This is a genomic window from Stenotrophomonas sp. BIGb0135, from assembly GCF_024810105.1.
Lineage (GTDB): Bacteria > Pseudomonadota > Gammaproteobacteria > Xanthomonadales > Xanthomonadaceae > Stenotrophomonas > Stenotrophomonas maltophilia_AB.
On sequence record NZ_JANUDX010000010.1, the window covers coordinates 75,402 to 93,268 of the forward strand.

The 17,867-nt window shown below is 69.5% G+C and carries 20 protein-coding genes; 9 read left to right on the top strand and 11 right to left on the bottom strand.

Annotated elements, in window-relative coordinates; all coding sequences use genetic code 11:
• Position 1 precedes the first annotated feature (1 nt).
• From pdxA to M2421_RS17475, 6 genes are all read left to right on the top strand, one after another.
• Positions 2-982: a 4-hydroxythreonine-4-phosphate dehydrogenase PdxA gene (gene pdxA, locus M2421_RS17450; RefSeq protein WP_259209106.1), complete on the top strand. Its 981-nt coding sequence runs from the start codon at positions 2-4 to the stop codon at positions 980-982.
• Positions 979-1,812, top strand: a complete 834-nt coding sequence (gene rsmA, locus M2421_RS17455) for a 16S rRNA (adenine(1518)-N(6)/adenine(1519)-N(6))-dimethyltransferase RsmA (RefSeq protein WP_259209108.1) — start codon at positions 979-981, stop codon at positions 1,810-1,812. Before pdxA ends, rsmA begins: the two co-directional genes overlap by 4 nt.
• A 122-nt stretch (positions 1,813-1,934) precedes the next feature.
• Positions 1,935-2,318: a Co2+/Mg2+ efflux protein ApaG gene (gene apaG / locus M2421_RS17460; protein ID WP_259209111.1), complete on the top strand. Its 384-nt coding sequence runs from the start codon at positions 1,935-1,937 to the stop codon at positions 2,316-2,318.
• Positions 2,319-2,331: 13 nt separating this feature from the next.
• Positions 2,332-3,333, top strand: a complete 1,002-nt coding sequence (locus M2421_RS17465) for a symmetrical bis(5'-nucleosyl)-tetraphosphatase (protein ID WP_259209114.1) — start codon at positions 2,332-2,334, stop codon at positions 3,331-3,333.
• Positions 3,330-3,977 carry a DUF1287 domain-containing protein gene (locus tag M2421_RS17470; RefSeq protein ID WP_259209116.1) on the top strand — a complete coding sequence of 216 codons (648 nt, stop codon included), beginning with the start codon at positions 3,330-3,332 and terminating at the stop codon, positions 3,975-3,977. The genes M2421_RS17465 and M2421_RS17470 overlap by 4 nt, the downstream gene beginning before the upstream one ends.
• Before the next feature lie 28 nt (positions 3,978-4,005).
• On the top strand, positions 4,006-4,590 hold the full coding sequence (locus M2421_RS17475; protein ID WP_259209118.1) for a hypothetical protein: 585 nt from the start codon (positions 4,006-4,008) through the stop codon (positions 4,588-4,590).
• 19 nt (positions 4,591-4,609) lie between these two features.
• On the opposite strand, the gene M2421_RS17480 is transcribed toward M2421_RS17475, so the two are convergent.
• The 8 genes from M2421_RS17480 to M2421_RS17515 all read right to left on the bottom strand — a co-directional run bounded on the left by M2421_RS17480 (position 4,610) and on the right by M2421_RS17515 (position 10,204).
• Positions 4,610-5,101, bottom strand: coding sequence for a dihydrofolate reductase (locus M2421_RS17480; protein ID WP_259209309.1), 492 nt, complete (start codon positions 5,099-5,101; stop codon positions 4,610-4,612).
• Between the two features lie 5 nt (positions 5,102-5,106).
• Positions 5,107-5,901: a thymidylate synthase gene (locus tag M2421_RS17485; protein ID WP_259209122.1), complete on the bottom strand. Its 795-nt coding sequence runs from the start codon at positions 5,899-5,901 to the stop codon at positions 5,107-5,109.
• Positions 5,898-6,788 carry a prolipoprotein diacylglyceryl transferase gene (lgt, locus tag M2421_RS17490; protein ID WP_259209123.1) on the bottom strand — a complete coding sequence of 297 codons (891 nt, stop codon included), beginning with the start codon at positions 6,786-6,788 and terminating at the stop codon, positions 5,898-5,900. The genes M2421_RS17485 and lgt overlap by 4 nt, the downstream gene beginning before the upstream one ends.
• A gap of 41 nt (positions 6,789-6,829) precedes the next feature.
• Positions 6,830-7,318, bottom strand: coding sequence for a TPM domain-containing protein (locus M2421_RS17495; protein WP_259209125.1), 489 nt, complete (start codon positions 7,316-7,318; stop codon positions 6,830-6,832).
• A complete protein-coding gene (locus tag M2421_RS17500) occupies positions 7,318-8,211 on the bottom strand; it encodes a TPM domain-containing protein (RefSeq protein WP_259209126.1) in 894 nt (297 codons plus the stop codon). The genes M2421_RS17495 and M2421_RS17500 overlap by 1 nt, the downstream gene beginning before the upstream one ends.
• Positions 8,212-8,215: 4 nt before the next feature.
• Positions 8,216-8,845 carry a LemA family protein gene (locus tag M2421_RS17505; protein WP_259209128.1) on the bottom strand — a complete coding sequence of 210 codons (630 nt, stop codon included), beginning with the start codon at positions 8,843-8,845 and terminating at the stop codon, positions 8,216-8,218.
• Positions 8,846-9,033: 188 nt separating this feature from the next.
• Entirely contained in the window at positions 9,034-9,783 is a 750-nt protein-coding gene (locus M2421_RS17510) for a TerC family protein (protein ID WP_259209130.1), read from the bottom strand.
• A gap of 40 nt (positions 9,784-9,823) precedes the next feature.
• Positions 9,824-10,204 carry a diacylglycerol kinase gene (locus M2421_RS17515; RefSeq protein WP_259209133.1) on the bottom strand — a complete coding sequence of 127 codons (381 nt, stop codon included), beginning with the start codon at positions 10,202-10,204 and terminating at the stop codon, positions 9,824-9,826.
• Between the two features lie 276 nt (positions 10,205-10,480).
• Here M2421_RS17515 and M2421_RS17520 point away from each other — a divergent pair, with 276 nt between their 5' ends.
• Complete coding sequence (locus M2421_RS17520) at positions 10,481-11,185, top strand: SGNH/GDSL hydrolase family protein (RefSeq protein ID WP_259209135.1); 705 nt, start codon at positions 10,481-10,483, stop codon at positions 11,183-11,185.
• Positions 11,186-11,279: 94 nt separating this feature from the next.
• Here M2421_RS17520 and M2421_RS17525 read toward each other — a convergent pair whose 3' ends face one another.
• From M2421_RS17525 to M2421_RS17535, 3 genes are all read right to left on the bottom strand, one after another.
• A complete protein-coding gene (locus M2421_RS17525) occupies positions 11,280-12,551 on the bottom strand; it encodes a HAMP domain-containing sensor histidine kinase (protein WP_259209137.1) in 1,272 nt (423 codons plus the stop codon).
• 153 nt (positions 12,552-12,704) lie between these two features.
• Entirely contained in the window at positions 12,705-13,418 is a 714-nt protein-coding gene (locus tag M2421_RS17530) for a response regulator transcription factor (protein ID WP_019182442.1), read from the bottom strand.
• A gap of 88 nt (positions 13,419-13,506) precedes the next feature.
• Positions 13,507-14,157 (bottom strand): arylesterase, encoded by a 651-nt coding sequence (locus tag M2421_RS17535; RefSeq protein WP_259209144.1) that lies wholly within the window; start codon positions 14,155-14,157, stop codon positions 13,507-13,509.
• A gap of 120 nt (positions 14,158-14,277) precedes the next feature.
• Here M2421_RS17535 and M2421_RS17540 point away from each other — a divergent pair, with 120 nt between their 5' ends.
• Both M2421_RS17540 and M2421_RS17545 read left to right on the top strand, forming a co-directional pair.
• Positions 14,278-14,880 (top strand): ATP-binding cassette domain-containing protein, encoded by a 603-nt coding sequence (locus tag M2421_RS17540; protein ID WP_259209146.1) that lies wholly within the window; start codon positions 14,278-14,280, stop codon positions 14,878-14,880.
• Positions 14,877-17,363, top strand: a complete 2,487-nt coding sequence (locus M2421_RS17545) for an FtsX-like permease family protein (protein ID WP_259209149.1) — start codon at positions 14,877-14,879, stop codon at positions 17,361-17,363. The genes M2421_RS17540 and M2421_RS17545 overlap by 4 nt, the downstream gene beginning before the upstream one ends.
• Positions 17,364-17,867: the final 504 nt, after the last annotated feature.

The window sequence follows — 17,867 nt, forward strand, 5'->3', positions numbered from 1 at the left end:
GATGATCCCGCAGCTCGCTCTGGTACCGGGCGAGCCCGCCGGGATCGGCCCTGAACTCTGCGTCCGCCTGGCCCAGCAGCCGCGCACCGATTGCCGGCTGCTCGCTTTCGCCGACCCCGATACCCTGCACGCCGCCGCCGCGGCGCTGTCGCTGCCCCTGCAGCTCCTGCCTGAAGATGCCATCGCCCGCCAGCCGGGCGATCTGCGATTGCGCGCGGTGCCCAATGCCCGCCCCTCCCGGTTCGGCGAAGCGGACCCGGCCAACGCCGGCGCCGTGATCGGCGCGCTGTTGCAGGCCGGCCAGGCCTGCCTGTCCGGCGAGCTGGACGGGGTGGTGACCGGGCCGGTGCACAAGGCCGTCATCAACCAGGGCGGGATCGCCTACAGCGGCACCACCGAACTGCTGGCCGACCAAGCCGGGGTGGCGGTGGTGATGATGCTGGCCAACGACATCGTGCGGGTGGCCCTGGCCACCACCCACCTGCCGTTGCGCGCCGTCGCCGACGCGATCACCGCCGAGGGCCTGGCGCACACCCTGGGGACCGTGCACAGCGCCATGCAGCGCCAGTTCGGCATCGCCGCCCCACGCATCGCCGTGCTCGGGCTCAATCCCCATGCCGGCGAAGACGGCCACCTGGGCCGCGAAGAACTGGACCTGATCATTCCGCTGCTGGACCGCCTGCGCGGGCAAGGCATGGACCTGGTCGGGCCGCTGCCGGCCGATACCGCCTTCCTGCCGGCCAGGCTGGCCGGCGTTGACGCGGTGCTGGCCATGTACCACGACCAGGGCCTGCCGGTGCTCAAGTACAGCGGGTTCGAGCAGGCGGTCAACATCACCCTGGGCCTGCCCTACCCGCGCGTGGCGGTCGACCATGGCACCGCGCTGGACCTGGCCGGCCGCGGCGTCGCCGACCCGTCCAGCCTCTTCGCTGCCACCGGCCTGTGTGCCCGGCTGGCGCGGCAACGTACACTGGTGCCATGACTTCACCGTATTCTTCTTCCGCCGCCGGGTTCACCGGACCGGCCAAAAAGCAGCTCGGCCAGCACTTCCTGGCCGACCGCACCTATATCGACAGGATCGTGCTGGCGGTCAACCCGAAGGACGACGACCGCCTGGTCGAGATCGGCCCGGGCCAGGGTGCCATCACCCTGCCGCTGCTGCGCCGCCATCCGCGCCTGACCGTGATCGAGTTCGACCGCGACCTGGTCGGCCCGCTGGCCGCCGCCGCCGAGCCGCTGGGCGAGATGACCATCATCCACCGCGACGTGCTGCAGGTGGACTTCACCGAACTCGCCGCCGGCGGCCGGATCCGGCTGGTCGGCAACCTGCCCTACAACATCTCCTCGCCGATCCTGTTCCACGCGCTGGACCACGCCTCGGTGATCACCGACATGCACTTCATGCTGCAGAAGGAAGTCGTCGACCGCATGGCCGCCGATCCGGGCAGCAAGGTCTATGGCCGACTGAGCGTGATGCTGCAGGCGTTCTGCAAGGTCACCGCGCTGTTCGTGGTGCCGCCGGGCGCCTTCCGGCCGCCGCCGAAGGTCGATTCGGCCGTGGTGCGGTTGATCCCGCGCGACCCGGCCACGGTCGGCATCGTGGACCGCAGGCGTTTCGCCGACGTGGTCCGGGCCGCCTTCGGCCAGCGCCGCAAGACCCTGCGCAATGCCTTGAACGGGGTGTGCACGCCCGAGCAGTTCGAGGCCGCCGGCGTGCGCAGCGATGCGCGCGCCGAGCAGTTGGAGGTGGCGCAGTTCATCGCACTGGCCAACGTGCCCCGCCTCGACGGCGATGCGCCGGCGCAGGGATGAACGCCGCGCCACGCGGCCTTGACCGGCCGCTGGCACGCAGAACTGCCTGAATTCCCAGCCGTGGGCGCGTCATCGATGGGCGCGCTCACCTCAAACTGCACGACATTCTCTAAACTGCCTGCATGAACGACGCTGCACACTACGCGATCTCGGTCGAGGTCGCTCCGCGTTTCCTCGACGACCAGTCCACGCCGGAGGACGGGCGCTATGCGTTCGCCTACACGATCCGCATCCACAATGGCGGCCGTGTCGCTGCACGCCTGGTGGCGCGCCACTGGCGCATCACCGATGCCAATGGACGCACGGAACATGTGGACGGTGACGGGGTGATCGGCGAGCAGCCGCGACTGCGCCCGGGTGAAGACTTCCGTTACACCTCCGGTGTCATGCTGGAAACCGAACACGGCACGATGCAGGGGCACTACGACATGGTGGCCGACGATGGCACCGAGTTCGCCGCACCGATCGCGCCGTTCGTGTTGACCGTTCCACGCACACTGCACTGATGGAGGCGCGCGCATGAGTGTCTGGGCCATCGGCGACCTGCAGGGCTGCTACGACGTCACCCAGCGGTTGCTGGAAAAAATCCGCTTCGACCCGGCGGCGGACACGCTGTGGTTCTGCGGCGACCTGGTCAACCGCGGTGGCCAGTCCCTGGAAACCCTGCGCCTGGTCCATTCGTTGCGCGAGAGCAGCGTGGTGGTGCTGGGCAACCACGACCTGAGCCTGCTGGCCGTCGGTGCGCGCACCGAGGAAGAGCAGCGCAAGGTCAACCCGGACCTGCTGCGCATCGTGCAGGCCGAGGACCGCGACGAGCTGCTGGAGTGGCTGCGCCTGCAGAAGCTGCTGCATATCGACCGCGACCTGGGCTGGATGATGATCCACGCCGGCCTGGCGCCCAAGTGGACCACCCAGCTCGCCGAGAAGCATGCGCGCGAGGTGGAGGTGCAGTTGCACGGCAGCGGCTATCGCAAGCTGTTCCGCAACATGTACGGCGACAAGCCAAGCTGGTCGCCGGGGCTGTCCGGCTACGACCGCTCGCGCGCGATCATCAACCTGTTCACGCGCATGCGTTACTGCACCCCGCGTGGCCGGATCGGCATCGAGGACAAGGGCACACCGGGCACCCAGGAACAGGGGCTGTACCCGTGGTTCGAAGTGCCCGGCCGCGCCGAGCGCGACCTGAAGATCGTGTGCGGCCACTGGTCCGCGTTGGGGCTGACCATCACCCAGGGCGTGCACGCGATCGACACCGGCGCGGTCTGGGGCGGCAAGCTGACCGCGCTGCAGCTGGATACCGAGGAACTGCGCGTGGTGCAGGTGCCCGGCCGTGACGTGCCCCGGCCGGTCACGCCGCCGCGCCCGCCGGCGCGACGCCCCGCCACCGAGGGCGAGGGCAGCGCCCGGCCGCCGCGCCAGGGCCAAGGCCAGCGCCGCGACCGTGGACCGCGCAACCCGCAGCCGCGCCGTGCCCCCGAGCCGGCCGGCGACAACGGCGGAAGCACCCCCACGCCCGCATGACGGCGACGGCGCGCTGGCTGCTCGTGGCGCTTGTGGCCAGCATGGGCATCGCCTGCCAACGCGCGCCGGACCCGGCGGTGGCCACCGGCCCCGCTGCGGCACTCCCGGTCACGCGCGCCGCCGCCCTTCCCTCGCCCCCGTTGGTGGCCGCCGCGCGCAGCCAGGTCGGGCAGACCCTGCGCTACGACCCGGCGTATACCGTGCTGGCCTACCCCGGGGGTGATGTCGCGCTCGACCGCGGCGTGTGCACCGACGTGATCGTGCGCGCCCTGCGCAGCCAGGGCCTGGACCTGCAACAGCGCATCCACGAAGACATGCGTGGGCATTTCAATGCCTACCCGGCGCTATGGGGCCTGTCGCGGCCGGACCGCAACATCGACCATCGTCGCGTCCCCAACCTGATGCGCTGGTTCGAGCGGCAGGGCTGGCAGCAACCGGCCTCCGCGCACCCGGCCGACTTCGCCGCCGGCGATATCGTGGCCTGGAAACTCACCGGCAGCGGCCTGCTGCACGTGGGCATCGTCTCCGACCGCCGGCGCGGCGACGGCACCCCGCTGATCCTGCACAACATCGCCCGCGGCACGCAGGAAGAAGACCTGCTGTTCGCCCACCCCATCATCGGCCACTACCGGCCGCCCGCCTGAGCGCCGGCAACCGCAAGGACGCAACCGCATGCCCGAACTGGCTTCCCTTGGCGACGTCAACGCGGCGCTGGCACGCGCCCACGCCGGCGTGGATGCGCTGCTGGCGCCCGCCGGCTTCGAGCGCACCCGCAAGACGCTCTGGGTGCAGCGCCGTGCCGATACCGCCGCGTTCGTCTTCGTACAGCGCGACGGCGCGGGCCGCGCACGCATCCGCAACACGGTCGAGATCCAGCTCCAGGCCGGCATCCGGGTGCTGGACAGCGACTTCCCCGCGCTGGCCCTGAACGGTCCGGACACCCGCGATGCGCTGCTGGTGCTGCGTGATGCACGCTTCCACCTGCGCTTCAACGTGGCCTCCGGAGACGGCGAGGCGCGATGCCATGCCGACCTGGCGCGCTACGTGACGACCATCCTGTTGCCGTGGTTCGAGCGCTTTGCCGAACCGTCGGCCCTGCTGCAGGCGCCCGCGCGTGACCCGGCCGCCGGGCTGCAGCAACACGCCGCGCTGGGCGCGCAGGACCAGGCCTGCCTGCGCCAGGCGCTGCAACAGGGCGCCGATCCGGCCCGGGTGGCCGCCTCGCTTGCCCTGCTGGCGATCAAACCGCGGGGTTGAGCCCGCACCGCCATCGCACTCAGCGCCGGCGGTAATCCACGAAGTCGAACGCCAGCGCATGCCGCGCATCGGCGGGGTGGTGTTCGCGTGCGACCTCGATCCACTGCTCCATTGCCACTGGCGGGAAGTGGGTGTCGGCCTGCACGGTGGTATCCACCCAGGTCAGGTGCAGGTCGGTGGCCTGCGCCATCGCCAGCCGGTAGATCTCGCCCCCGCCGATCACGCACAACTCGTCCGCGCCGGCCTCGCGGGCGTACTGCAGCGCCTGTTCGATCGACGCCACCGCCTGCATGCCCGCGAACGGCACCTGCCCGCTGCGGGTCAGCACCAGGTTGGGCCGTCCGGGCAGCGCGCGGCCGAGCGACTCGGCCGTCCTGCGTCCCATCAGGATCGGCTTGCCCAGGGTCAGCGCCTTGAAGCGCTTGAGGTCGTCCGGCAGCTGCCACGGCAGCTGGTTGTCATGGCCGATGCCATGGTCGTGGTCGAGCGCGGCGATCAGCGACAGCTTCATCGCGCTCACACCGCCACCGGCGCCTTGATCGCCGGATGCGGATCGTAGCCGTCGATGCGGATGTCATCGAACTGGAACCCGAACAGATCGGTCACGTCCGGGTTCAACCACAGGGTGGGCAGCGCGCGCGGTTCACGGGCGAGCTGCTCGCGGGCCTGCTCGACATGATTCGAGTACAGGTGCGCATCGCCGAGGGTATGCACGAAATCGCCCACGCCCAGCCCGGTGGCCTGCGCCACCATGTGGGTGAGCAGCGCGTAGCTGGCGATGTTGAACGGCACGCCGAGGAAGATGTCGCCGCTGCGCTGGTAGAGCTGGCAGCTGAGCTTGCCGTCGACCACGTAGAACTGGAACAGGTTGTGGCACGGCATCAACGCCATCTGCGACAGCTCCCCCACGTTCCAGGCACTGACCACCAGCCGCCGCGAGTCCGGGTTGCGCTTGATCTCCTCCACCAGCCACTGCATCTGGTCGATGCTGCCGCCGTCTGCAGTGGCCCAGCTGCGCCACTGCTTGCCGTAGATCGGGCCGAGGTCGCCGTTGGCATCGGCCCACTCGTCCCAGATCCGCACCTGGTGGTCCTTGAGGTAGCCGATGTTGGTATCGCCCTTCAGGAACCACAGCAGCTCATGGATGATCGAGCGCAGGTGCAGCTTCTTGGTGGTGACCAGCGGGAAGCCGTCACCGAGGTTGAAGCGCATCTGCCAGCCGAACACGCTGCGGGTGCCCGTACCGGTGCGGTCGGATTTATCCGTGCCGTGGTCCAGCACGTGCTGCAGCAGGTCCAGGTAGGGTTTCATGCGCGGGCTCCGGCGGGCTGCGCCGGCAGCACCGGCTGCAGCACCGGGGCGCGGCGCGACAACGCCAGCAGCACCAGGCCGAAGGCGATCAGCGGCAGGCTCAGCAGCTGGCCCTTGGTCAGCCAGCCGAAGGCGACGTAGAGGCCGTTGTCGGGCATGCGCACGAACTCCACCGCGAAGCGGAACGCGCCGTACATCAACGCGAACAAGCCAGCGATGACATAGCGGTGGCGCGGCTTGGCCGACACCGTCCACAGCACCACGAACATGACCAGGCCTTCCAGCAGCGCTTCATACAGCTGCGAGGGATGGCGGGCGTATTCGTTGAGCGCGCCGGTGGCGAACTGCGCCCGCAGCATGGTCATGTCCAGCTGGGTGAGCGGCTCCGGCAGGCCGCTGGGAAACACCACGCCCCAGGTGCCGTCGGTGTACTTGCCCCACAGTTCGGCGCCGATGAAGTTGCCGATGCGGCCGAACCCCAGCCCCAGCGGCACCAGCGGGGCCATGAAATCGATGGTGTCGAACAGGTGCAGGCGGTGCTTGCGCGACCAGTACCACGAGGCGAACAGCACGCCGAGCAGGCCGCCGTGGAAGCTCATGCCGCCATCCCAGACCTTGAACAGGATCAGCGGGTTGTGCAGGAAGTCCGACAGCGCATAGAACAGCATGTAGCCCACGCGACCGCCCACGACCACGCCGAGCATGGCGTAGAACAGCAGGTCGGAGAAACCGTTGGCATCCACCCCCGGCAGGCGCCCGGCGGCGATCCGCTTGCGCCCCAGCCACCAGGCGGCGGTGAAGCCGAGCAGATACATGATGCCGTACCAATGCACCTTGATCGGCCCGAGCGAAAGGGCGATAGGGTCGATGTCGTGGAGATAGATCATGGGCGATGCCTTGCAGGTCAGCGGGTATTCTAAGCCCGGCCTCAACCCAGCAGTTGGGGCGTATCGGGCAGGTCATCGGCCTTGGACCCCGGGACGGGCGGATAGTGCCCGGCCAGCAGGTCGGAGACTTCCTCGATGGCCAGCAGCACCGCGTCCTGCAACGCACCGTCGTGCAGCCGCTGCTGCATGTGGGCGCAGATGTCCGCCCACTGCGCCTCCCCCACCTTGCCGCGCAGGCCGCGGTCGGCGACCAGCTCGATGGCATGGTCGGCCAGCAGCAGGTAGACCAGCACCCCGTTGTTGCGCTCGGTGTCCCAGGTGCGCAGCTGGGCGAAGGCATGTTCGGCGCGCTGGCGGGGGCTGACCCGCTGCCACAGCGCGGCCAGTGGCAGGTCCGCTTCCACCGCGAACATCACCTGGCCGCCGTGGCGACGCTCGCCGGCAGTGATGGCCTCGGTGATGGCCTGGAGCCGTGCCGGCGGGAAGGTGCGGCGGACCGACGGTGAGAAGAGATGGCGCCACCAACGCATCACCAGCCTCCCGAGGCGCCACCGCCTCCCGAACGTCCACCCCCACCGCCCCAGCCGCCTCCGCCGCCGAAACCTCCGCCTCCGCCACCACCCCAACCGCCACCGCCCCACCCACCGCCGCCCCAACCGCCACTTCGGGCGAACGCGCCGCCGCGGCCGGCCGACGTCAGCCCTACCAGCAGGCCCACCACGGCAGCCGCGCCACTGGCGACCACCAGCGAGGTGAACAGGAATGCAGCCAGGCCCGCACCGGCACCGCTCAACAGCGCGCGCAGCGGGCGCGGCAGCCAGCCCAGCACGCCGCGCAGGAACATGCCGGCGAACAGCCCGATGCCCAGCGCCATCGTCCAGTTGCCGCCCGCCGGGGCGGCGTCGCGATGCGTGCTGACCGGCGCAGGCAGCGCCTCGCCATCGATCAGCTTGACCAGCGCGGCGCTGGCATCGGCCAGGCCACCGGCGTAATCGTTGGCGCGGAAGCGCGGCGCCAGGTATTCCTGGATGACCCGGTTGGCGATCGCATCGGGGATGGCGCCTTCCAGGCCGTAGCCCGGCTCGATGCGAACCCGCCGGTCGTCCTTGGCGACCACCAGCAGGACACCGTCATCGACCCCCTTGCGTCCGATCTGCCACTGCTCGAACACCCGCTGGGTGTACTGCTCGATCGTCTCCGGCGCGGTGCTGGGCACCATCAGAATCTGCAGCTGGCTGCCCTTGCGCTGCTGCAACGCCAGCGCCTGGGCCTCCAATGCCTGGCGCTGCGCCGCGTCCAGGGTGCCGGTGGTATCGACCACCGGCGAGGTCAGCGCGGGGATCGCCGCGTCGGTCTGCGCCCAGGCCGGCATCGCCAGGCACAGGCACAGCAGCAGCACGGAACGCAGCAGGTGCATGTTCACCGGGTCACTGCGCCGGGGCGGGCTGCGGCTGCTGCTGCGGCGCCGGTGCCTGCGACCCGAACTTCACCGCCGGCGGCTGTGAAATCTGCGCTTCGTTCTCGACGGTGAAGTTAGGCTTGACCGCATAGCCGAAGATCTTCGCGGTCACCAGCGTCGGGAAGGAACGGATGTAGGTGTTGTAGTCCTGCACCATCTGGATGTAGCGGCCACGCGCGACGGTGATGCGGTTCTCGGTGCCTTCCAGCTGTGCCTGCAGGTCGCGGAAGCCCTGGTCGGACTTCAGGTTCGGGTAGTTCTCGGTGACCACCAGCAACCGCGACAGCGCCCCGCTCAGTTCGCCCTGGGCCTGCTGGAACTGCTTGAGCGATTCGGCGTCATCGGCGTTGACGTTGATCTGGCCGACCCGCGAACGCGCGTTGGTCACGTCGGTGAGCACCTGGCGTTCCTGATTGGCATAGCCTTCCACGGTCTGCACCAGGTTGGGGATGAGGTCGGCGCGGCGCTTGTACTGGTTGAGCACCTCGGCCCAACCGGCCTTGACCTGCTCATCCTTCTGCTGGATGGCGTTGTAGCCGCAACCGGACAGCAGGGAGGCCAGCACGGCCAGCAGCAACAAACGGGAGAACGATCGCATGGCCGGCTCCGGATCTCGATGGACGGGACCCGGAGCATGCCACGTTTGCGGTAAAGCCCGCGTTACCACCTGGGCCCCCTGGGCAAGGGGGCTGCCGCGACGCGGCGGGGGCCTGGGTGATGCTGAAAGGGGCCTGTGGTGTGCGCAGTAACGCGGGGGCGACAGCGCGTCTGCGATGCCGCTTCCGCTTACCAGTTGCCGGCACCCGGCACGTGGTGTTCGACGGCGCGGCGGCGCATCAGCAGGTTCAGCCATTCCACCAGCACCGAGAAGCCCATCGCGGCGTAGATGTAGGGCTTGGGCACGTGCACGCCCAGGCCGTCCAGGATCAGCACCGCGCCGATCAGCAGGATGAAGGCCAGGGCCAGCATCTTCACGGTGGGGTTGGCGTCGATGAAGCGGCCCAGCGGGTTGGCCGCCAGCAGCATGACCGCGACCGACAGCAGGATCGCGGCGACCATGACCGGCACGTGGTCGGCGATGCCGACGGCGGTGATCACCGAATCCAGCGAGAACACGATGTCGATCACCGCGATCTGCGCGATCACCATGCCGAACACCGCCGAGGCCTTGGTGGTGGTGGGGTCTTCGTCTTCGCCGCCGGTGATCAGCTCGCGGATTTCCATGCTGCCCTTGATGATCAGGAACAGGCCGCCGAGGATCAGCACCAGGTCGCGGATGGAGATGCCGATGCCGGCCACGGTGAACAGGTTGGCTTCCATGTGCGCCAGGTAGGCCAGCGACACCAGCAGGGCGATGCGGGTGATGCAGGCCACCGCGATGCCGAGCTTGCGCGCGAACGGACGGCGCGCTTCGGGCAGCTTGCTCACGGCGATGGAAATGAAGACCAGGTTGTCGATGCCGAGCACGATTTCCAGGGCGCTCAGCGTGAACAGGGTCAACCAGACATTCGGGTCGGACAGCAACTCAAGGGACATGGACGGGGATCCTTACAAGGGGAAATGAGCCGGGGGCAGCTCAGAAAAGGCGTGGCAGCAGGACCAGGGCCCAGCACAGCAGGACATTCATCATCAGCACGAACACCGCCGCCGAGCCCATGTCCTTGGCGCGGCCAGCCATCTCGTGGAACTCGCTGCCATAGCGTTCGATCACCGCTTCGATGGCCGAGTTGGCCAGTTCCATGGCCAGCACCAGCAGCATCGAGCCGATCATCAGCGCGCGCTCGACCGGGGTCTGGCCCAGCCACAGCGCCAGCGGGGCCAGCACCACCAGCAGGTAGACCTCCAGGCGGAACGAGGATTCATGCAGCCAGGCCGCCCGCAGGCCCTGCCAGGACCACACCGCGGCCTTGAAGATGCGCTTGGGGCCGCGCGGCATGTGCCCGATTTCATCAGCCACGGACGCACGCTCCGTGCTGCGGCGCGGGCCGGGACGAGGGGAACAGCGCGCGACGAGGGGTCATGGGCATGGCTGAATGGGCAGGCAATCCGTCATTTTGCCACAAGCCCGCCGGGGGATCGTCGAAGGCGCCGGGCGGGCGGGCGTGGTAATGGGCCCGGTGGGCAGCGCCGGGCGCCCGCCACGGCGGGTAAAGCAGGCGGCGGTGGCAGCTTCTATGATGGGGCGTCACCCCATCCGGGCGCCGCACATGGCGCCAAGCCGAGGAGCCTGCCGATGCGTTACCGCTGCACCCGCCCCCTGTTGCTGGCCCTGGCGCTGGGCGCCACCCTGCCCGCCGCCGCCCTGTCCCCGCCGCCCGCACCGCACGTGCCGGCCCAGGTATCCAACGTGGCCTGGGCGCAGGACATGGCGGCCTTCGCCAAGGCCGACGCAGCCAGCCCGCCACCGCGCGGCGGCATCGAGTTCATCGGCAGTTCGTCAATCCGGATGTGGGACACGCTGGCCACCGACTTCCCCGGCCAGCCGGTGTTCAACCGCGGCTTCGGCGGTTCGGAGGTGCGTGACAGCACCTGGTATGCGGGCCAGATCGTGGTGCCGTACGCGCCGTGCAAGGTGTTCTTCTACGCGGGCGACAACGATCTCAACAGCGGCCGCAGCGCGGTGCAGGTGCGCGACGATGTGCTGGCGTTCGTGCAGCGGGTGCACCGCGACCTGCCGGAGACGACGGTGGAGTACATCTCGATCAAGCCCAGTCCGTCGCGCGCGAACCTGCTGCCGGCGATCAACGAGGCCAACGCGATGATCAAGGCGGCGCTGGCCACGCTGCCGAACACGGGCTACACGGATATCTACACGCCGATGCTGGGCAGCGATGCGCAGCCGCGCGCGGCGCTGTTCCGCGAGGACATGCTGCACATGACGCCAGAGGGGTATGCGATCTGGCGGAAGGCGTTGGCGCCGAAGGTGACGTGCGATTGAGGCAACGGCGGACGCGGGTTTGCCGAGGGGTGGCCGGGGTGGGTGAGGCCGCGGCCCCCGGCCAGAACCCTCCGCCGTGGCCCTGACGCTCTCCCTACCGGTACAACACAGCCGCCTGCGTGCCCTGCCCCAGCGCGCTGTCCAGACTTACCTTCCAGCCGAACCGGTCGCACAACCGCCGCACGATCGACAACCCCAGCCCCGTGCCCTGCGGCCGCGTCGGCTCGGCCCGGTAGAACGGCTCGAACGCCCGGCTCAACGCCTCGGCCGACATGCCGATCCCCGTATCGCGCACCACCACGCGGTCCTCCAGCACATCCACGTCGATGCGCCCCTCGTCGGTGTAGCTGCAGGCATTGCGCAGCAGATTGCTCACCACCACCTGCAGCACCCGCGGCGGCGCATGCAACTGCACCGGGCCCACGCTGTGCAGGAAAATCTCCACCGGCCGCCCCGCCATCAGCTCGCGTGCGTTGTCCACCTCGTAGCGCACGATCTCGTTGACGTCGAACAGCTCGACCTGCGGCTCCACGTCCGCCTCGCGCGCCAGGATCAGGAACGCATCGATCACCGCTTCCATGTCCCGGCCCGCGCGCTGGATGCGGTTGAGGCTGCGCTGCAGCCGCGGCGACAACTCGTGATCGCCCAGCGCCATGTCGCTGGCCACCCGGATCACCGTCAGCGGCGTGCGCAGTTCGTGGCTCGCATCGCGGGTGAAGTTGCGCTCGCGCGCCACGTGCGCGGTCACCCGGGTGGCCAGCGAATGCAGCGCCGCCGCCAACTGCCGGGTCTCGCCCTGCATGTCCGCCGGCAGCTTGTCCGGGGCCAGGTCGGACGCCTCCGGATGCCCCGGGTTCCAGCGCGACACCCGCCGCGCCAGCCAGTTCACCGGCGACACCAACCGCTTCGACGCCCGGTAAGTGATCCACGTGACCCCGTACACCGCCAGCAAGGTCAGCAGCACCGGCACGATGCCGAACCAGAACGCCAGCATCTCTGCGCGCGAGCGCAGGAACACCAGGTACAAGCGCCCCTCCGGGCGTGCATCCACCAGCACCAGCTGATCGTCGGCCTTCAGTTCATGGAAGCCCGGCGGCAGCGCGCGCAGGTTGGCCGGCAGGTTCAACGGCGAGCGCCCGGTCTCCAGCAGGTAGCCGCGGATGTTCTGCGTGTTCGGCGGCGGCTGCATCGGCGAGGCATCGTAAAGCTGCCAGTAGTACGCCGCCTCTTCCTTCAGCGCGCTGCTGACCAGGCTGTGCTTGATCACCAGCGACACCAGCCAGGCGCCCAGCAGGATGCCCAGGCTGGCCAGCACGGCTTGGAGGATGAAGACGATGCGTATCTTGCGCGGCAGACCGTGCGGCATTACGGGATCCAGAGCGGTTCGCGGCGATTATAGGAAAGCGCGCCGTGATTCCATCGTGCAAAAAACGACAACGACCCGGCAGGGGCCGGGCCGTCGTCTCGATCGGGGCCCCGCAGGACCCCTCCGCTCATGCGCCTGCCACGAGGATCCGCGTCAGCTCATCGGCTGGGCGATATCGGCAATGCGGTAGCCGGCACTCTGCACGGTGTGCAGCAGCGGACGGTCGAACGGCTTGTCGATGATTTTGCGCAGGTTGTACAGATGGCTGCGCAGGGTGTCCGAATCCGGCAACCCGTTGCCCCAGATCTCGCGCTCGATTTCCTGGCGGGTCACCACGCGCGGCGATTCGCGCATCAGGATCGTCAACAGGCGCAGGCCGATCGGCGACAGCTGCAGCTCGGTGCCGGCGCGGGTGGCCCGCATGCTCACCGGGTCGAGCACCAGGTCGGCGACCTTGAGCACTTCCGACCCGACCTGGCGACGCTCGCGGCGGATCAGCGCACGCAGGCGTGCCTCCAGCTCCTGGATCGCGAACGGCTTGGTCAGGTAATCGTCGGCGCCGAAGCCCAGGCCGGTCAGCTTGTCGTCCAGCGTGTCGCGCGCGGTCAGCATCAGCACCGGGGTCGACTTGCGGGCGTCATTGCGCAGCCGGCGGCAGACTTCGATGCCGTCCAGTCGCGGCAGCATCAGGTCCAGCACCACCACGTCATAACTGTTCTCCGCCGCCAGCCGATAGCCGTCCAGCCCGTCCTGGGCGTAATCGACCTCGAACCCGCGGCCTTCCAGATACTCGCCGATCATCTCGGAGATATTGCGGTTGTCCTCGACCACCAGCACGAGGCCGGAGGTCTCCTTTGTCTGACGCATGGGATTCCCTCTTTCTTCAGCTTTGTGAAACATGCCGTATCGGCGGTGGAGGCGGTGTGAAGTAGCTCACATGGAATCGAATCGCGGATCAGAGCAGGGGCTTTAGGTGCGGCCAGACGTTGTCCAGCACCTTCGGCTGGGCCGCCGCGGTGGGGTGCAGGCCGTCGGACTGCATCAGCGCCGGCTGCAACGCCACCCCGTCCAACAAGAACGGCAGCAGCGCCACCTTGTACTGGCTGGCCAGCCCGGCATACACCTCCTTCAGGCGCTGGCGATAGGCCGGGCCGTAGTTCGGCGGCACGTCGATGCCCAGCAGCAGGACCTTGGCCCCGGCCTTCTGGCTGGCCACGATCATCTTTTCCAGGTTGCCGCGCAACTGCGCCGGGTTGAGCCCGCGCAGCGCATCGTTGCCCCCCAGTTCGATCACCACCACCGAGGGCTGGTGCCTGGCCAGCAGCGCCGGCAGGCGGGTCAGCGCCCCGGCGCTGGTCTCGCCGCTGATGCTGGCGTTGACGATGGTCGGCACCGGCTTGACCTGTTGCTTAACCCGCTGCTGAAGCAGGTTCACCCAGCCCGATTCGGCCGGGATATTGTGGGCGGCACTGAGGCTGTCCCCCACCACCAGCACCGCCGCGCGCGTGTCGGCACCTTTGGCACAGGCCAGCACCGGCGCCAGCAGCAACCATGCCAGCAGCCACACCATCGCGGCCGCGCGTCCCTTCCCTATCGTTGCGTACATTGGAGAATCCTCATCGACAGCCCGTCCCCCCGCAGCGCTCCCGTCGCCATCGCCGCCCTGGATGTGGGCAAATCCGCGCGTGGCCCGGAGGGTGAAGTCCACATACTGGACAACATCGGCATGACCGTCCATGAAGGAGAGAGCATTGCCATCGTCGGTGCCTCCGGGTCGGGCAAGACCACCCTGCTCGGCCTGCTGGCCGGACTGGACCTGCCCAGCCGCGGGCAGATCTCCCTGGCCGGGGCCGACCTCAACACGCTCGACGAGGAAGCGCGCGCCCAGCTGCGCGCGCGCGAGGTGGGCTTCGTGTTCCAGAGCTTCCACCTGCTGCCGGCGCTGACCGCCGAAGAAAACATCGCCCTGCCGCTGGAACTGGCCGGGCGCGAGGACCCGGCGCGGGTGCGCGAGGTGCTGGAGCAGGTCGGGCTGACCCACCGGGCACGCCACTACCCGCGCCAGTTGTCCGGCGGCGAACAGCAGCGCGTGGCCCTGGCGCGGGCGTTCGTGGCGCGGCCGCGGATCCTGTTCGCCGATGAGCCCACCGGGAGCCTGGACCAGGCCACCGGCCAGCAGATCAGCGACCTGCTGTTCGCGCTCAACGCCACCAGCGATACCACCCTGGTGCTGGTGACCCACGACCTGCGCCTGGCGCAGCGCTGCGAGCGCGTCTATCGCCTCGACGGCGGCCGGCTGGTCGACAGCCCGTCCGGCGTGCCCGCATGAATGTCGTCAAGCATGCCGCGCGGGCGCTGCGCCGCGAGTTCCTGGCCGGTGACCTGCTGACCGTCTTCGCCGCGCTGGTGCTCGGCGTGGCGGTGATGACCGCGGTCGGCACGCTGGTCAACCGGGTCACCCTGGCCTTGACCGGCAGCGCCGCGGAGATGCTCGGCGGCGACCTGGGGCTCAACGCGCGCGACGACATCCCGGCCGCCTTCGCCGAGGCCGCGCGCGAACGCGGGCTGGCCAACACGCGCATGGTCAGCTTCCCCAGCGTGCTGTTCCATGGCGATGCCAGCCAGATGGCCAACATCAAGGCGGTCAGCGCAGGCTACCCGCTGCGTGGCCAGCTGCTGGTGAACCGCAGCCTGCAGGGGGGAGCCACCGAGGCTGCGACCACGCCTCCCGCCGGCCAGGCCTATGCCGATCCCCGGCTGATGCAGGCGCTGGGCCTGAAGGTGGGCGATGCGCTGGAGTTCGGTGCCGGCCGCCTCACCGTCACCCGGGTGCTGCAGGCCGAGCCGGATACCTCCGGCGAGCTGATGCAGTTGTCGCCGCCGCTGCTGGTCAACCGCGCCGACGTCGACGCGGCCGGCCTGCTCGGACCGGGCAGCCGCGCCTCCTACCGGATGATGTTCGCCGGCCCACCGGCCGCGATCGCCGACTTCCGCGCGTGGCTGGCACCGCAGGCCAAGGGCTACCGCATCGTCGGCATCGCCGACACCCAGCGTGGGGTGCGCGGTGCGTTCGACCTGGCCGGGCGCTTCCTGTCGCTGGCGGCGCTGCTGGCGGTGCTGCTGGCCGGCGTGGCCACCGCGCTGGCCGCCAACCGCTTCGCCCTGCGCCGGATCGACCAGGTGGCCATCCTGCGCTGCCTGGGCGCACGCCAGCGCGACATCCTCAGTGCGATGGCCCTGCAACTGGTCATGCTGGCGGTGCCGGCCTGCCTGGTCGGGATCGGGCTGGGCATGGCTGCCCAGGCCGGGCTGGTGCAGGCACTGGGCGGGTTGATCCCCAACCGGCTGCCGCTACCGCAGGCCACCCCGGCCCTGACCGGCGCCGGGATCGGCCTGGTCCTGCTGCTGGGCTTTGGCCTGCCGCCCCTGTTGCGCCTGCGCCGGGTACCGCCGATGCGCGTGCTCAACCGCAGTTTCGCGGCGATGCCGCCCAGCTCGCTGCTGGTCTACCTGGCCGCACTGGCCGCCACGGTGGCGCTGACCGTGCAGGCCACCGGCGACGTGAAGCTGGCGGCCTGGGTGCTGGGCGGGTTGGCCGCGTTGGCGGCCCTGGCCGGGGCGTTGGGCGCGCTGCTGCTGTGGCTGCTGCGCGGCCTGCAACCGCGCCTGCGCGGGCGCTGGAAGCTGGGCCTGGCCGCGCTTACGCGCCGCCGTGGGCTGGCGGTGATGCAGCTGGTGGGCCTGTCGCTGTCGCTGTGCGCGCTGTTGCTGCTGTCGGTGATCGGCCCGGGCCTGCTCGCGCAGTGGCGCGACCGCTTGCCGGTGGACACGCCCAATTACTTCCTGATGAACATCCAGCCCGAGCAGCGCGCGACGGTGCTGAACACCCTGCAGGGGCTGGGGGTGGTGGCCCCGGGCATCGAGCCGTTCAGCACCGGGCGCCTGCTCGCGGTCAACGACCGTCCGCCGCAACGCCAGCAACGCGAAGACAACAGCAACGATGACGATGACGCCAACCGCCCGGTCAATTTCTCCTGGCGGCATGACTTCCCACCGGCCAATACCCTGTTGAGCGGTCGCTACTGGACGCCCGACAGCACCGCGGCGGAGGCCTCGATCGAACAGGGTTGGGCCGAGCGCTACGGCATGAAGCTGGGCGACACGGTGACCCTGCAGATGGGCGACCAGCAACGCAGCTTCACCGTGACCAGCATCCGCAAGGCCGACTGGGATTCGTTCCGGGTCAACTTCTTCCTGCTGCTCAACGAAGGCGCGGTGGGTGATGCGCCGTACAACCTGATCACCGCCTTCCACCTGCCGCGCGCGCAGGCACCGCAGCTGGCGGCGCTGACCCGCGACCAGCCCAACATCTCGCTGCTGGATATCGACGGCATCCTGCAGCGGGTGCGCGAGGTGGTCGACCGGGTGACCCAGGCGGTGCAGCTGGTGATGGGCTTCAGCCTGCTCGCCGGCGTGCTGGTGCTGTTGGCCGCGCTGCAGGCCACCGCCGGCGAGCGCCGTTACGACAGCGCGGTGCTGCGCACGCTGGGCGCCACGCGCACCCAGCTGCGCGGGGCGGTGCTGGTGGAGTTCGGTGCGCTGGGACTGCTGTCGGCCTTGCTGGCGGTGGGCACGGCGGCGCTGTTGGGCAGCGTGGTGGCCCGGCAGGTGTTCGAGCTGACGCTGAGCCCACCGTGGGCGCCGTTGCTGGCCGGCGGCGCGATCGGGATTGCATTGAGCATGCTGGCCGGCTGGTGGGGCACGCGGCGCATCCTGCATACGCCGCCGGCGTTGGCACTGCGCGAGGTGTGAGGGCGATGCGCGCCGGGGCGTCAGCGTCGGTAGTGCCGAGCCATGCTCGGCAGCAACGTTCCTCTGTCGCCGGACGCTACGGCGGTGATCGAGGAAGAGCAGCCGAGCATGGCTCGGCTCTACCCGACCTGCAGATTCCGTCGGGCCGAGCCATGCGGTGGGGCGCGGGTGCATCGGATGCGGTAGTGCCGAGCCATGCTCGGCAGCAACATTCCTCTTCCGCCGGATGCTACGGCGGTGATCGAGGAAGAGCAGCCGAGCATGGCTCGGCTCTACCCGGCCTGCAGATTTGGTAGGGCCGAGCCATGCGGTGGGGCGCGGGTGCGTCGGAGGCGGTGGTGCCGAGCCATGCGGTGGGGCGCGGGTGCATCGGATGCGGTGGTGCCGAGCCACGCGGTGGGTCGCGGGTGCATCGGATTCGGTAGTGCCGAGCCATGCTCGGCAGCAACGTTCCTCTTTCGCCGGACGCTACGGCGGTGATCGAGGAAGAGCAGCCGAGCATGG